The organism is Streptomyces sp. RPA4-2 (assembly GCF_012273515.2).
Lineage (GTDB): Bacteria > Actinomycetota > Actinomycetes > Streptomycetales > Streptomycetaceae > Streptomyces > Streptomyces kaempferi.
Genome location: NZ_CP050975.2, coordinates 387,065 through 401,473, shown reverse-complemented (window position 1 = coordinate 401,473; position 14,409 = coordinate 387,065). Strand labels below are relative to the sequence as shown.

Annotated in this window: 13 protein-coding genes and 3 pseudogenes; 9 read left to right on the top strand and 7 right to left on the bottom strand. The window is 69.0% G+C overall.

Translation table 11 applies throughout. From position 1 onward, the window contains the following. The first annotated feature begins 132 nt into the window (after positions 1 to 132). Together HEP85_RS01470 and HEP85_RS01465 are read left to right on the top strand one after the other, a co-directional pair. Entirely contained in the window at positions 133 to 1,359 is a 1,227-nt protein-coding gene (locus HEP85_RS01470; protein WP_168525447.1) for an acyl-CoA dehydrogenase family protein, read from the top strand. 5 nt (positions 1,360 to 1,364) lie between these two features. Next, complete coding sequence (locus tag HEP85_RS01465; RefSeq protein ID WP_168525445.1) at positions 1,365 to 2,612, top strand: CaiB/BaiF CoA-transferase family protein; 1,248 nt, start codon at positions 1,365 to 1,367, stop codon at positions 2,610 to 2,612. 401 nt (positions 2,613 to 3,013) lie between these two features. Here HEP85_RS01465 and HEP85_RS01460 read toward each other — a convergent pair whose 3' ends face one another. The 4 genes from HEP85_RS01460 to HEP85_RS01445 form a co-directional block, all read right to left on the bottom strand. Further along, a complete protein-coding gene (locus tag HEP85_RS01460) occupies positions 3,014 to 3,424 on the bottom strand; it encodes a hypothetical protein (RefSeq protein WP_248001777.1) in 411 nt (136 codons plus the stop codon). Between the two features lie 10 nt (positions 3,425 to 3,434). Next, complete coding sequence (locus HEP85_RS01455; RefSeq protein ID WP_168525443.1) at positions 3,435 to 3,647, bottom strand: hypothetical protein; 213 nt, start codon at positions 3,645 to 3,647, stop codon at positions 3,435 to 3,437. A 204-nt stretch (positions 3,648 to 3,851) separates the two neighbouring features. Beyond that, positions 3,852 to 5,237 (bottom strand): MFS transporter, encoded by a 1,386-nt coding sequence (locus HEP85_RS01450; RefSeq protein ID WP_168525441.1) that lies wholly within the window; start codon positions 5,235 to 5,237, stop codon positions 3,852 to 3,854. Between the two features lie 234 nt (positions 5,238 to 5,471). Beyond that, positions 5,472 to 6,119: a hypothetical protein gene (locus HEP85_RS01445; RefSeq protein WP_168525403.1), complete on the bottom strand. Its 648-nt coding sequence runs from the start codon at positions 6,117 to 6,119 to the stop codon at positions 5,472 to 5,474. Between the two features lie 244 nt (positions 6,120 to 6,363). Between HEP85_RS01445 and HEP85_RS01440 the strand changes: the two genes are divergently transcribed. After that, positions 6,364 to 6,858: a MarR family winged helix-turn-helix transcriptional regulator gene (locus tag HEP85_RS01440; RefSeq protein WP_168525401.1), complete on the top strand. Its 495-nt coding sequence runs from the start codon at positions 6,364 to 6,366 to the stop codon at positions 6,856 to 6,858. A gap of 53 nt (positions 6,859 to 6,911) precedes the next feature. On the opposite strand, the pseudogene HEP85_RS01435 reads toward HEP85_RS01440, so the two are convergent. Continuing rightward, positions 6,912 to 7,007, bottom strand: a pseudogene (locus tag HEP85_RS01435) (IS5/IS1182 family transposase); the annotation flags it as partial. 340 nt (positions 7,008 to 7,347) lie between these two features. On the opposite strand from HEP85_RS01435, the gene HEP85_RS01430 reads away from it, so the two are divergent. The 4 genes and pseudogenes from HEP85_RS01430 to HEP85_RS01415 all read left to right on the top strand — a co-directional run. Beyond that, a complete protein-coding gene (locus tag HEP85_RS01430) occupies positions 7,348 to 8,082 on the top strand; it encodes an SDR family NAD(P)-dependent oxidoreductase (protein WP_168525399.1) in 735 nt (244 codons plus the stop codon). A gap of 104 nt (positions 8,083 to 8,186) precedes the next feature. Beyond that, positions 8,187 to 8,591: pseudogene (locus HEP85_RS01425) on the top strand (MFS transporter); the annotation flags it as partial. Positions 8,592 to 8,817: 226 nt separating this feature from the next. Further along, positions 8,818 to 9,759, top strand: coding sequence for a D-2-hydroxyacid dehydrogenase family protein (locus HEP85_RS01420; RefSeq protein WP_168525397.1), 942 nt, complete (start codon positions 8,818 to 8,820; stop codon positions 9,757 to 9,759). 273 nt (positions 9,760 to 10,032) lie between these two features. Further along, positions 10,033 to 10,317, top strand: a pseudogene (locus tag HEP85_RS01415) (transposase family protein); the annotation flags it as partial. A 23-nt stretch (positions 10,318 to 10,340) separates the two neighbouring features. Here the strand turns inward: HEP85_RS01415 and HEP85_RS01410 are convergent. After that, positions 10,341 to 10,691, bottom strand: a complete 351-nt coding sequence (locus HEP85_RS01410; RefSeq protein ID WP_168525395.1) for a hypothetical protein — start codon at positions 10,689 to 10,691, stop codon at positions 10,341 to 10,343. 451 nt (positions 10,692 to 11,142) lie between these two features. On the opposite strand from HEP85_RS01410, the gene HEP85_RS01405 reads away from it, so the two are divergent. Continuing rightward, positions 11,143 to 12,189 carry a copper resistance D family protein gene (locus HEP85_RS01405; protein WP_369657546.1) on the top strand — a complete coding sequence of 349 codons (1,047 nt, stop codon included), beginning with the start codon at positions 11,143 to 11,145 and terminating at the stop codon, positions 12,187 to 12,189. Positions 12,190 to 12,375: 186 nt separating this feature from the next. Here HEP85_RS01405 and HEP85_RS01400 read toward each other — a convergent pair whose 3' ends face one another. Beyond that, positions 12,376 to 13,212 (bottom strand): alpha/beta fold hydrolase, encoded by an 837-nt coding sequence (locus HEP85_RS01400; RefSeq protein ID WP_248001776.1) that lies wholly within the window; start codon positions 13,210 to 13,212, stop codon positions 12,376 to 12,378. A 337-nt stretch (positions 13,213 to 13,549) separates the two neighbouring features. Here HEP85_RS01400 and HEP85_RS01395 point away from each other — a divergent pair, with 337 nt between their 5' ends. Next, the gene (locus tag HEP85_RS01395; protein WP_168525389.1) at positions 13,550 to 14,395 is read left to right on the top strand and encodes an MOSC domain-containing protein; all 846 of its coding nucleotides are present in this window, start codon (positions 13,550 to 13,552) and stop codon (positions 14,393 to 14,395) included. The last annotated feature ends 14 nt before the right edge of the window (positions 14,396 to 14,409 follow it).

The following is a 14,409-nucleotide window of genomic DNA, read 5'->3' as shown; positions in this document are numbered from 1 at the left end:
CACGGCGCGGGTCCGGGGGATCGGTCCGGGATCCGCGTTGAATCGCGCCGGAGAACCGAAACGCCAGGCGCCCAGAGCACCGACGGGCTCGGATCTCCGTGCCATGTCCCACAGCGCTTGAGGGAGATTGCCATGAGCGGCACCACGCAGTTGCCGACCCCGTCAGGTCCCTACCTGGACAAAGGACCGCTGCCCGCCGATTTCTACGCCTTCGAGGACCTGCTCACGGACAGCGAGCGGGAGAAGATCGAGTCCGTCCGCGAGTTCCTCCGCGCGCAGGCCGCTCCGATCGTCGACGACTACTGGGCCCGGGCCGAGTTCCCCTTCCAGTTGGTCGAGGGCTTCGGGAGTCTCGGGCTGGTGGACTGGGCCGACCCGGACTCCACGGAACCCAGGCCGAGCAACCTCTTCTCAGGCTTCCTCGCACTCGAATTCGCGCATGCCGACGCCTCGTTGGCGACGTTCTGCGGCGTGCACACGGGTCTGGCCATGGGCACCGTCCTCGCCTGTGGCTCCGACGAACAGAAGAGGCGTTGGCTGCCGTCGATGAGCCGCTTCGAGAAGATCGGCGCCTTCGCCCTGACCGAGCCGCACGGCGGTTCCGACGTGGCGGGCGGCCTGCGCACCACCGCGCGCAGGGACGGCGACGAGTGGATCCTCGACGGAGCCAAGCGCTGGATCGGAAACGCGACGTTCGCCGACATGGTGGTCGTCTGGGCCCGTGACGTCGAGACGCAGCACGTACTGGGCTTCGTCGTGGAGAAGGACACCCCCGGGTTCACCGCGACGAAGATCGAGAACAAGATGGCGCTGCGCATCGTGCAGAACGCCGACATCGTGCTCGAAGGCTGCCGTGTTCCGGAGGCCAACCGGCTGCAGAACGCGAACACCTTCAAGGACACCGCCGGCATTCTGCGCCAGACGCGCAGCGGTGTGGCGTGGCAGGCGGTGGGGGTGATGTTCGGCGCCTACGAGATCGCCCTGCAGTACGCGAAGGAGCGCGAGCAGTTCGGGCGCCCGATCGGAGGCTTCCAGCTCGTGCAGGATCTGCTGGTGAAGATGCTCGGCAACGCCACGGCCTCGTGCGGGATGGTGACGCGCCTGGCCCAGTTGCAGGACGCCGGGATCTTCAGGGACGAACAGTCGGCCCTGGCCAAGGCCTACTGCACCGTGCGGATGCGCGAGAGCGTCGGGTGGGCCCGGGAACTGCTCGCCGGCAACGGCATCGTCCTCGACTACAAGGTCGGCCGCTTCGTGGCCGACGCGGAGGCCCTCTACTCGTACGAGGGCACGCGGGAGATCCAGACCCTGATCGTCGGACGCGCCGTCACCGGCGGCCTCAGCGCCTTCGTGAAGTGATGACGATGACCACTGAATCCACCACTGAATCCGTCTTCACCGGTCTGAAGGTCCTCGACGCGTCCTCGTTCATCGCGGGACCGGCCGCGGCCACCATGCTCTCCGACTTCGGAGCGGACGTCATCAAGATCGAGCCGCCGGGGGCGGGCGATCCCCAGCGAAGGCTGAGTTCCGTGCCGCCCAGTCCCCGGGCTCAGGCCAACTACGGCTGGCACCTCGCCAACCGCAACAAGCGTGGCATGGTGATCGACCTGAAGTCACCGGCCGCTGTCGGGGTCCTCAAGCGACTCGTCGAGTGGGCCGACGTGGTGATCACCAACTTCCCGCACGGCACGCGCGAGAAGCTGCACCTCGGCTACGAGGAGATCGCGGGCTGGAACCCGCGCGTCGTCTACGCCGACATCACCGGCTTCGGTGACGCGGGTCCCGACGCCCGGCAGCCGGGCTTCGACCTGACCGCCTACTGGTCGCGCAGCGGCCTCCTGGCCTCCACCCGCGACGCGGGAGCCCCGCCGACCGTCCCGGTGTGGGGCAGCGGCGACTACACGACGGCGATCGCCATCTACGCCGCGATCACGACCGCCCTCTACCATCGCGAACGCACCGGACAAGGGGCCGACGTCGGAACGTCGCTGCTCGCCACGGGCGTCTGGGCCACGGGAACACTCGTGGCCGGCGCACTCGCCGGCGGCACACCGTTCGAGCTGCACGACCGGAAGGCGCCGGCGAACCCGCTGATCAATCCGTACCGGACCGCGGACGGCGAGTGGTTCATGCTGGTCGCCTCGCCCCCGCACTGGCCGGGGCTGACGCGGGCCGTCGGACACCCCGAGCTGCTCGAGGATCCCCGGTTCGCCGACCTCGAGGGCTTCGTCCGGAACGCCGGCGCGCTGAGCGAACTGCTCGACACCGAGTTCCGCTCGCGGCCCTTCGCCTACTGGCAGGACACACTGGGCCGGGAACGTATCACCTACAGCCTCATCCAGACGCCCGAGGAGACCGCCCAGGACCCGCAGTTGCGCGCCAACGACATCGTCGTGCCCCTGGAGGGGGTCGAGGGGCTGACGGAAACCATCAGCAGCCCGGTCAACCTCCGCGGCGTACCGAAGGTGCCTGCGAAACGGGCACCGGACCTGGGCGAGCACAACGACGAGATCCTCGGCGAGCTGGGATTCGGCCCCGTCGAGATCGCCGAACTGCGCACGCAGGGAGCGATTCCCGCGACCATCGACGCGGAGGGGTCGTCGCCGTGAGCGGGGCGTTCCGCCGTTTCCCGACCGGGGATGCGGTGGCTTACCCCGCATGATGGCGCACAAGTCGGTGATCCCCGCGGCCGAGGGTCGGTCCTCGGCCGCGGTCACGAGAGACGGCGACCTCCCGCGAGCGGATCGTCGCCACCGCGGACGCGCACTGCGACCGGCGGACACGGGCGTCACCTCCGCGTCGACCTCCGCCGACAAGCGGGCCGAGCGGGCCCTGAGAGGGCGACCCCGTCTTCCTCGTCTTCCTCGGCGTCGTGGTGGCGACGGGCAAGCCGTTCGGTCCCAACTCCCGGCCGATCCGATGGCGTTCCTGGATGCCTGCGCACCACAGGTGGTGGTACCCCGGCAGGCGGACAGCCGTACCGGGTGCGCAGCCGCGCGGCACGTGCCGTTCAACGGGGGTTGTGGCGAGCGCGGTTCAGGTAGTCGGAGAGCTCGCACCAGTCGTCGACCGGAGCACTCGAGTCCCCGGACATGGCCGCTGGATCGTCATGCCAGGCAGCCCGTACACCGGCGGAGACACCGGCGTCACCGCTGGAGAACAACGCGCTCAGCTCATCCATGCGGGCCACCAGCCGACGTACCTCCCCATCCGTGGCAGGAATTCCGGCCGTACGGAGCCGTTCGGCCCTGCGGTACAGCTGGGGCCACTCGACCTCAAGCAGGTAATGCCTCGCGGGTCCCAGGGCAGCGGCGCGACTTCGCAGCACCTGAATCTGACCGGCGTCCAGGTGGCGGCCCAGTGTGTGCTCGCCCCCGCGCCCCGTACCGCCGATGGCCCGCAGCGCGTCGAGCAGAGACAACGATGCACCCTCACATCGCGTGAGGTTCAAGGCGTGACACCGACCGATACCGCTTCATGAGACCGGGCCCGAGCGCTTCGGCCGGCAAAGCCTCGGCATGCCCGCCGGGATCGTCCTCGTCGGCCTGCCGATCGACCGTGCCGAGGCCGAGGAATCGTCGGGAGCAGAGTTCGAGCTCGATGGTGAGGTCACCGGTGCGGGAAGCGGCACGCGGCGATGCCATCGTGACCAGGACATCGCCGCGGGTTCGGACGCGACCGCAGCCCTGGCGCGGCTCGACGCCTGCTGTCCGAACCGGGGGTCGCGGAGTGCGCCGTCCTGAACGTCAGCGCTTGATCGGGTGGCCGTCGGCGTGCGTCCGCTCGAGCCGATGTCCGCCGGGCGCCGCGGCAGTGGGCTGAACCCGGTTCACGTCTTCGCGACCGGATCACGGAGGGGTGATGCGTGGGGAGACGGCGGCCGCTTCGAGGCCGGAGAGGTCGTCCAGTGAACGGCCCCGGGTCTCGATGCGGAGTGTCCAGGTGACGAGGAAGGCGAGGGCGCTCGTGACTGCTGCTCCGTAGAGAAGCGGGGAGGCGCCGGCGGAGTCGAGCAGGATCGGGAAGAGGAAGGTGCCCAGCGCCGCGCCCAGCTTTCCGAATCCGGCGGCGAAGCCGTGCCCGGCGGCCCGTACGTCGGCTGGGAAGACCTCGGCGGGCAGGGTGAACGTCGTGGAGTTCGGCCCCAGGTTCATGAACGTGTTGAAGAGCGCGAACCCGACGAAGACCAGCGGCAGATGGGTGTTGCCGCCCCCGGGCAGTTGATCGGCGACGGCCAGCAGGCACAAGGCGATGGTCATCACGGCGAATCCCACGAGTTGCAGTCGGATCCGCCCCACCCGGTCCACGAGGACGATGGCCAGCACGAAGCCGACGACGAGGAAGACATCCAGGAACGCGGTGCCCTCGGTCGAGGAGATGTCGTCGGCCAGGAACGTCGCGTTCGGGCCGGCCAGGGCCAGCCCGGCGAGCAGGGTCGGCGTGAAGATACCGACCCCGTAGGTGGCGATGTCCATCAGGAACCAGGGAACCGAGGTGAACACCGTCAGCCTCAGCAAGGGGCGTTTGAACAGCTGGGGCTGCACGAGTGCGTTCCAGCCTTCCCGCGGCGCCTGTGGGTGTGCCCGGTCCCTGTCGGTGACCCGGCAGGCGACGCCGGTCATCTTCTCGGCGATCGCCGTGGCTTCCTCTTCTCGGCCGTGCTGAGCCAGCCAGCGTGGGCTCTCGGGCATGGTGCGGCGCAGCCAGATGATCACAAGCGCGAGCAGCGCACCGAAGCCGAGCATGATCCGCCAGGAGCCGATCTCGGGCCACGCCGTGAGGATGACGACGCCGACGACTGCGCCGATCATGATTCCCGCTGCCTGGAGACTGAAGGCGCTCACCAGCCACCTGCCCCGTTGGCGTGCCGGCAGGATCTCCGCCAGATAGCTGGCCGCGATGGGATAGTCGAGCCCGACCGCGATGCCGAGCAGGAAACGGAAGGCGATCAGCGACCACAGATCCCAGGCGAACGTACAGGCCAGGGAGAAGATCACGAACAGCCACAGATCGACCCGGAAGATCTTGCTGCGCCCCACACGGTCGCCCAGCGGTCCCAGCAGAGCCGCTCCGAACATGGCGCCCACGATGGCCGCGGCCGAGAGCAGACCCCGATCGGTCGTGCTGCCGCCCAGGTCCTTGGCGATGAGCGGATTGGCCACGCCGATGATGAAGAAATCGAACCCGTCCAGTATCACCCCCAGGGCCGCCACCAGCCAGAATCGCCGGTGCACCGGCGTAATGGACGCCTGGTCGAGTGCTACGCCCAGAGGCAGCGGCGTGCGGGAATCACCGTTGGTCACCACATGCGCCGAGTGAACGCGACCGCACGCCCGCGATCAACAAGCCACGCCACACTCCCGGTGCCGCCGCCTGAGCGTGGGCGTCGACCGTCGGGACCGGTGTGGAGACGAGCGCGACATGGCCGCCGATCTCGCAGGGCGCCCTGGACGAGACGGCGAAGGGACTCAGCCTGGACGGCTGCGCGGAGATTCGTTGCGTAGCGTCCAGATGTCCTTCCACTGGCGGTCTTGGCGGGCCGCCGGCATCGGGTCGGGCGCGTCGGCTCGCTGCACGCCGAGACTGACCCCGCAGTTCCTGCACAACTGATGGAGCTGGTAGGCGCCGTCATGCCAGGCGATGGTGTTGTCGTGGCGGCCGCATACTCGGCACGTCGACGCGGGAGCTTCGCCGGGCGGGACCGATGAGGAGAGCACCCGCTCGACCACGACGGGCAGCGGTTCGCTGGGATGGAATGTCGGATGGGGACAGTAGGCGACGTGCCCCGTACCCGACTGAGTGTCCCGCCAGGATCCGCTTGATTCCGCCTGCCTCATGCCACGGGCCTTCTCCGCCCGGCGACGGTTGGCGTAGTCGCGCTCGTCGGCGAGCCGGAGTTCTCGGGCGTGATGCAACTCCTGGACGGCACGGACGAGCGAACTCGGGTCTCTTTCGAGGTCCTTGGGAATTCGCGCGCTGAGGCAGAGGTGGTGATACGTGGCTCGGAATCCGTAGGGCGCGAAGTGCACGAGGCAAGACCGTAGATTCGTATGCCGGACGGGGGCGGGCAGGCTCTCGTCGCGGACTCGTCTCTGGTGCGTGTTGAAGCTGCTCATTCGAGGACGCTACGGTCCAACGGCCACAGCTCGCACCCGACTTCGGCGGCCTCGCGGGGCGCGACGCGGGTGGAGGGAGACGGCGGCCGTCGGGTGGAACCGCCACCTGCTCGACAGATCTCGTTGAGCAAGGCGCCTGGTGTGCCGGCGTCAGTGTCGGCGCGGCCTGGTTCGACGCAGGTTCCTCCATTCGTGAAGCGTTATGATTTAGTGAACGGCTCCAGGAGAGGCAGGCGCGGCAGCGATGCCACAGTCGAAGAAGATCCGCGAACCGGCCGCCGCCCAGTCCGCGCCGGTGGTTCCCTCGCACACGCTCGGCTTTCACCTCAAGCGGGCCGAACAGTCCATCGTGGCGCGCAAGGCCCACGGCGTGCGGAACCTGGACCTGACGGAGTCGCAGTGCAAGGTGCTGGGCTGTCTGACCGGCGGTGTGGCGAAGTCGTGCACCCAGCTGTCCCGTGAGGGCCTGGTCACCTCGCAGACGATGACCGGCATCGTCAAGAACCTGGAAGCCAAGGGACTGGTTGAGCGCCATGCCTCGCCGGACCACGGCCGCGTCATGCTCGTGTCCCTCACACCGGCAGGCGTGGAGCGGGCCGCCGCCGCGAAGTCCCTCTCCGAGCGTGTCGAACACGGCCTGCGTGAGGCCCTGTCCGAGGACGATTACCGTCAACTGGTGAAGCTTCTCGACAGGGTGGCCGACCTGGCTCCCGGGGTCGACGTCAGCACGTCGGAGTAGCGTCGGACGCTGCCCGAGCGGCGACGACGCCGAGGGTGTCGTGCCTGCGGTGAGTACACCAGGGCGACCAGGGCTCGCTCTGTGGTCCGGAGCCTGCAGCGGCGGTCGCCTTCCAGGATGACGGTCAGCACGGTCACCCACTCGACCAGCGCGGCACAACCTGGTCTCCCTGCCCGACGGCCGACTCGACGGCAACCAACCGCAGGTCGACACCGGGGGCGATTTCGCTCAGCGATGGATCTCGGCGGGTTTTCAATGCGGCCTGGCCCTCGCCTCCACTGCTCAGGAATGGGAGTCGGCTGGTGCATGTTAACGTCGACGACACTGATGAAGGGAACTTCAAAGATGAAGGGAACTTTAAAGTATAGGCATCCTGATCTTCGACTCCGCGTAAGTCACCAGCGCCGCCCCTCCCCGTCTCAGTGGCACCGCCTCCACCGCGGCGGCTCACCGACAGCGACACGCTCACAGCACGCGAAGGAATGAACCATGGGAATGTCCGGACTCACCGCTCTCGTCACCGGCGCCACCGCCGGTATCGGCCGCGCCGTGGCCCTCCAGCTCGCGGACGAAGGCGCGGAAATCGTCGTCCACGGTCGCGACCAGGACCGCGGAGCCGACGTCGTCGCCGAGATCGAGAAAGCCGGAGGGAGCGCCCGCTTCGTCCAGGCAGACCTCGGCGACCCCGCCGACGTCGAGCGCCTGGCCCGCGAGGCCGGAGACGTCGACGTACTGGTCAACAACGCAGGCGTCTACAAGTTTTTGCCGACATCGGAGATGACCACGGAACTCTTCGACCTGCACATGGATCTGAACACCAAGGCCCCCTACGTGCTCGTCCGCGCCCTGGCCCCGGGCATGGCTCAGCGCGGCCGCGGATCCATCGTGAACATCAGCACCCTCGCCGCCACGGTCCCCGCCAAGGGCGCCGGCATGTATGCCGCGTCCAAGGCCGCACTCGAGCAGCTCACCGCCGTGTGGGCCGCCGAGTTCGCCGAGCGGGGCATCCGCGTCAACGCGGTCGCCCCCGGACCCACCCGCACCCCGGGAACCGACGCCATGGACGCCGCCTCGCTGCAGGCCATCGCCAACACGACCGCCCTGCGCCGCATCGCCGAGCCCGAGGAGGTCGCCGAGGCAGTCGTCTTCCTGGCCTCCCGGCGCGCCAGTTACATCACCGGCGTCGTCCTCGAAGTCGCCGGTGGACGCCCCGCGATCGGCTGACCCCCGTCGGCCCCCCGATGCGGGTGGCATGCATCCCCGTCGGTCCCCTGGTCCGGGCGGCACGCATCCCCGGCGCGCCCGCCGCCCGGACCAGGGCGAGCGCCGGTGTCTGGGTGGACCGGTCGCGGCGCAGGCCGATCATGGTGGCCGCCGCCACGGTCTCCCTCCTGCTCTTCGCCGGCGTGCCGGTCGCCGCGTGGTGCGGCTGGTTGAGTGCCGGACTGCTGCTGGCCGTCGCACTGTTCACGGGCACGGCAGCGGTGTTCTTCCAGACCGCCTACAGCGCTTATCTCCCCAGCATTCTGGAACCTGATGACCAGTCCGAGGGCAACGCCGAACTGCACGGCAGCGCGTCCGCCGCGCAGATCGCCGGGCTCGGCTCCGGCGGCCTGATCGCACAACTGGCGGGTGCCGTGAACGGGATGTTCGCCAACGCCGCGACCTTCCTCGTCTCCCTGCTCTGCCTCGCAGGCATCCGGCATCGTGAGCCGACCTCGCGGCGGCCAACGGGTGGTTCCCCGCCGTCGCCCCGCTGCCGGGCGGGCTCACGCGCCGCACATGACGGCAAGGTCCGGTGAGCACGGGCCGGTTTGGCCACGGACGGGCACGGCGTCGTCGGCCTGGGTCTGTGAGGACGCGGACATCAGGTCCGAACACCTGACGAGACCGGCGTGTCGGTCGTGGGGATGCGCACCTTGCGGCCAGATCCTGACCCGCGGCATTAGCATCGCTCGCATGAAGATCGCAGTGCTTGACGATTACCAGAACGTCGCACTCGACTGCGCCGACTGGAGCGGTCTGAACGCCGAGGTGGAGGTGTTCAGCAGCCATATCCCGGACGTCGACGAACTGGTCAGCAGGCTCGCCGGTTTCGAGGCAGTCGTCGCGATGCGCGAGCGGACGCCCTTCACAGCCGACGTTCTGGGTCGGTTGCCCGATCTGAAACTGCTGGTCACCACCGGTCCACGCAACGCCGCCATCGACTTGGCGGCCGCTGCCCGGCACGGAGTTGTCGTCTGCGGCACCGGGTACTACCCCGAGCCCACGGTCGAACTCACCTGGGCGCTGATCCTCGCCGCGGTACGCAACCTGCCGACGGAGGAGCGATCGATGCGGGACGAGGGCTGGCAGCGCACGCTGGGCACCGAGCTGCGCGGAAGGACCCTCGGCCTCCTCGGGCTGGGAAACCTGGGAAGCCGGGTGGCGAGGATCGGCCAGGCCTTCGGCATGGACACCATCGCCTGGAGCGAGAACCTCACACCCGGACGCGCGGCCGAGCACGGGGTGAGGGCAGTGACCAAAGAGGAGCTCTTCGCCGGCGCGGACGTGTTGTCGGTGCATCTGGTGCTGAGTTCCCGCACCCGAGGGCTGGTCGGCCGTGCGGAACTCGCCGCGATGAAGCCGTCCGCGATCCTGGTGAACACCTCGCGCGGCCCCCTCGTCGACCAGGACGCACTGCTGGATGCCTTGCGCCGCGAAGCGATCAGGTGCGCGGCACTCGACGTCTACGACACCGAGCCACTGCCTCCTGACCACCCCTTCCGCACGCTGACGAACACCGTACTCACCCCGCACATCGGTTATGTGACCCGCGAACTGTACGAGGTGTTCTACCGCGACGCCGTGGAAGACATCGCCGCATTCCTGGCGGGGCAGCCGATCCGCGTCATCGGTTAGTGCCGTGCCGGACGTCCCGAGGATCAGCGTATGTGCCGGACCCGGGCGGCGTGACGGCCCTCGACCACTGCGGGCGGGACAGCGCCGGACCGGTGCGCCACACGCCTGCCCGTCCGGCGAGCCGCGAAGGGGGATCATCGTGACCCAGTAGAACGTGACGGTCACGGTCACGGGCGGCACCGGCGTGGCCAAGGTTTTGCTCGCATCGAGTGGCAGGTCACCTTCAGCTGCTACAGCGTGGCTGAACAGGGGCCTGCCCCTGGGTCGGCACAGCGGCCAGCCGCCGAACGGCCGTACTTCTCCGGCAAGTACAAGAAACACGGCATGAACGTGCAGGTCACGCCGATCCGTTCGGTCGGCTGCTGTGGGCCTCACCCGCACTGCCAGGGGCCGTCCACGACATTCGCTCAACCCGCGAACAGGTCATCATCGACGCCCTCGACCAGGCCCGCATCCCCTGCTGGGCGGACGAGGGGTTACCAGGGTGCCCGTGGCGTCGTCTGGGTTCCGTTCCGCGGCCGATGGGAGACCAACTCCGCCGGCCGGCAAGCCGTGAACGCTTGGTCAGCGGACGGCCGGAATCAGAGCCACCGCTGTGCCGCTTCGACGCTGTCTCCGCCACTGGTGTTGAACGCGACGGCGGCCTGGGGCGCATGACGGCGGATCAGGTTCACGATCGTCTCGAAGAGCGGAAGCAATTGTTCGGCCTTGCGGATCCCACCGCCGATGACCACGACATCCCACGGGTGCTCGGCCAGCGACGCGGCGAGGGTGGGCTCGGCCGATTCGTCGAACGCGACCAGTGTCATGGCGGCGTTGATGCCGTGCTCACCGAAACGGGCCAGCTCCGCGTCGAGAGCCGCGCGAAGTGCCTGCCCGTCGATGCCGGGTATCGCTTGTGGGTCGTAACCGACGACAAGTGCGGAAGACATGAGGGCAATTTATCGGGCGACGCGTTCGCAGGTGGGTGCCGCCCCCCGATCCTGCTGCTCCCTGAGATCCCCCTCCCACCTTCCTGCTGACCGTGACGACGGCGCGGGTTGCCGGAGCGCTGCGCTGGATCTGCGCGGTGATTCTCGGGCCTGTCCTCAGGCGAACGTGCACATGTTGACGTTTCAAGTAAGGAGTGCCTAACCTAAGTCGCTTTCGTCTTCTTCCCCGTTCTCAAGAGGGTGGTCAGTCATGCCCCTGCCCGATCCAACGTCCGGCTTGCTGCAGTTCTCCGCGGCGCCGGCGCCGTCGACGCCGCTCGGTCCCTTCGAGGACAGTGCGGTGGCGTGGGCAACATGGGTGACCCTGATGGGATTTGTCGGGGTGACGGCCCTTGCCCTGACGGCCGCGGGGCCCGTGGCGCTCCGGATCGGCGCTGACACCCTCGCTGCGGTGACGGCCAGACTCGCCCGCGCGGCGGTCGTCCTGGCGGTGCTGGCCTGCGCCGCCGTGCTCACCGACCTGGCCCACGCCGGGGACAGCGGCGGATTCCACTACAAGGCCGCCTGGAACACCCTCTACGACGGCACCAACGCCGGACGGCTGTCGGGGCTGGAGGTGACCTTGCTGCTGGTCGGTGCGGCGTTGATCGCCCCGCTCGCCTTCCGCGCGGTCGCGAACGGCCCGGCGCGGAAGGGGCTGCTCATAGCGGGCCTCGGCGCGGGGGTGATCGCCCTGGGTACCACCAGGTTCCCGGACGCGATGCCCGAGGAGTGGGGCCGCACCCTCTTCGAGACGGCGATGTGGATGCTGCATCTGTGCGGCGGAGCCGTCTGGTTGGGCGGGCTGGCCGGACTGGCACTGCTGGCCGTTCCCGGCGCCGTCCCACCCGCCGAACGCGCCGCCTTCTGGTCTCCCACGATCCGCCGCTTCTCCGTCGCCGCCATGAGCTGTGTCACCGCGATCACCCTGTCCGGGCTGTTCCTGTACTGGGAGCATGTCGACGGCCCCTCGCAGCTGTTCACGACGATGTACGGCCGCGTGCTGGGCGTGAAGATCCTCATCTTCGGAACCCTGCTCCTGCTCGGTGTCTTCAACCAGTTCTGGCTGCACCCGCGGATCGACGCCCTGCGGGCCGCCGGCGACGAGCGCCCGCTGCGCACCATCCTCGTGCGTCAGTTCCCCGCGGTGGTCGCCGTCGAGACCCTGCTCGGAATGTCACTGCTCTTCGTCGCCCCCTTCCTGCACGGCTCCGCTCGCAACCAGGCGTTCCAGGCCGAAACGGCCAAGCACTCCGCGACCGCGATCTCCCCGGAGAACCTGCCCAGACTGCCCGACAAGGTGGTCAGCGCCTCCACTTGGGTACTCGGCAGCACCGAGACCATCGTCCTCATCGCTTTGATGATCGGCGGATACTGGTACTCCGGAGTGCTGGCCCGCCGCCGCACCGCCGCGGTTCCTGGACGGAATCCCGCGACGGGCGATCTCGTCGAGGCGTGACCACCGGCGGTTCGTCGGATCAAGTGGGGCCGGATGAGGCCCCCACGGTGGCGGGGTGGGGACTGTCCATCCGGGCTTCCTGCCCAGGAGGTCCCTCGACCGGCGGCGTACCCGGCCCGGGTGCGCAGCCGGCCCCGGGATCACGCTGACGGCCCGTCCGACGGGCGGGGTGTCCGCCGTGGCGCCCTATTCGCCGTGCGCTCGCAGATGTTCGAGCAGGAGGCCGTTCAGCGTCCCGGGCGCTTCTTCGGGGATCCAGCGGCTGACGTCGTGGAGTGTCTCGAACCGGTACGGTCCGCTGACCCACTGTCCGGTCGCCCGGGAGGCCGCCGGGCCGAACGCGGTGTCCTTCGTGCTCCAGACATACATCGTGGGCACATCGATGAGACCGATCGTTCCGTCGGGCCGGCCCGCCCGGTACCAGTTCAGCGCAGCGGTGAGCGCGCCCGGCTGCGAGAGGTGCCGCACGTAGGCGTCGACACTGTCCTGCGGGACCTTTCCGGCGTAGATGGTACGAAGCTGCCGGGCGTCGTCGGCGAGCATGTGATCCTCGGTCGAGGGCGTCTCACGCCAGTCGATCATGTAGTGGGATCGTGCGCGCTGGTCCTGGTCGGTGCGCAAGGCGTCTGCCAGGGCGCCGGGGTGCGGGGTGGAGACAACGCTGAGGGTACGGACGCGCCCGGGGTGGGCGTCCGCGGTCCACCATGCCACCGCGCCTCCCCAGTCGTGGCCGACCAGGTCGAACGATGCCCAGCCCAGTTCCTCCGTGATCGCGACGACATCGTCGACCAGGGTGCCGACGCGGTAGTCCTCGGGCCGGTCGGGGCGGACACCGGGGGAGTAGCCACGCTGGTCGGGTGCCACGACACGGTAGCCTCGCGCGGCCAACGCGGCGATCTGTTGGTGCCACGCCAACCCTGTCTGGGGGAAACCGTGCAGCAGCAGTACCGGGCGGCCCCCGGACGGTCCCGCCGCGATGGCGTCGAACACGCCCGCAGCAGTGGAGACACTCAGCTTGGTCACAGTCCATTCCTCCATACCGACTGGTTGGTCAGCCTTCAGGTCGCGGCAGCGGATTGTCAAGATCGAAGGCGAATGGCCCGCACGCGAGGACCGCCTGGCGCCGCCCCTCCTCGCCTCCTGCCGGCTCCCAGGGGCGGTGCTGCGAGCGGTCGTCGTGGGAGTGACGCCCGTTCGCGGATTCAGACGCCGGACGGGGAGGGCGGTGCTCGCCACAGGCGGGGGAGAGAGCAACTGGCGGGAACGCCCGAGTGGTTGGTGTCGAGTCGAGTTCGGGCGTGATCGCAGTCGTGTGGGCGATCTGGCCGAGGAGCCGTGGCCCGTGCCATGATTGATCTCCATGGGGACTGTGGCCGCGTTGTGCCGGTATCCGGTGAAGTCCATGCTCGGAGAGTCGTTGCTGTCCGCGGCCGTCACCCACGCGGGCCTCGCCGGGGACAGGACGTATGCCGTCCTCGACGACACCGGCGCGATCGGGAGCGTCAAGCACCCGCGTAAATGGGGGCAACTGCTGCAGTGCCGTGGCCGGTCGACCGATGACGGCGCCGTCGAGGTCGAACTGCCCGACGGCGTGAGCCTCCCCGTCGGAGACCCCGAACTGGACGTTCGGCTGTCCAAGTTGCTGGGCCGCCAGGTGTTCGTCTCGGCCGGCGCTCCGGCGGACAGCACGCTGGAGCGAGCTGTGCCCCCGTACGAAGGCGGCGTCCCGGACGTGGTGCGGGCGACGGCTCGCGTGGACGGTACGGGGGAGGAGATCACCGTCGGGAACGTGGCTGCGGGGACGTTCTTCGACTTCGGCAGGGTGCACCTCGTCACGACGTCCGCCTTGGCGGGGCTCCGAGCCAGGTATCCCGACAGCGATTTCGATCCGCGCCGCTTCCGGCCGAACCTGGTTGTCGACACGGGCGGAGGCCAGGATTTCGTGGAGGACACCTGGGTGGACCAGCGAGTACGCGTGGGCGAGGCACTGTTGCGCGTGGTGGTGCCCACGCCCCGCTGTGTGGTTCCCACCCTCGGCCATGACGAACTGGCGGCCGACCCTGGTGTCATGCGTGCGATCGCCCGTGAACACCGGATACCCGTCTTCGGTCTGGGCCGGCTGGCGTGCCTCGGGGTGTACCTGGACGTCCTGGAACCAGGCACGGTCCGGCTGGGTGACACGATCGCGCGGCAGGACGGTCCGTGACGAAAGCCCCCGGC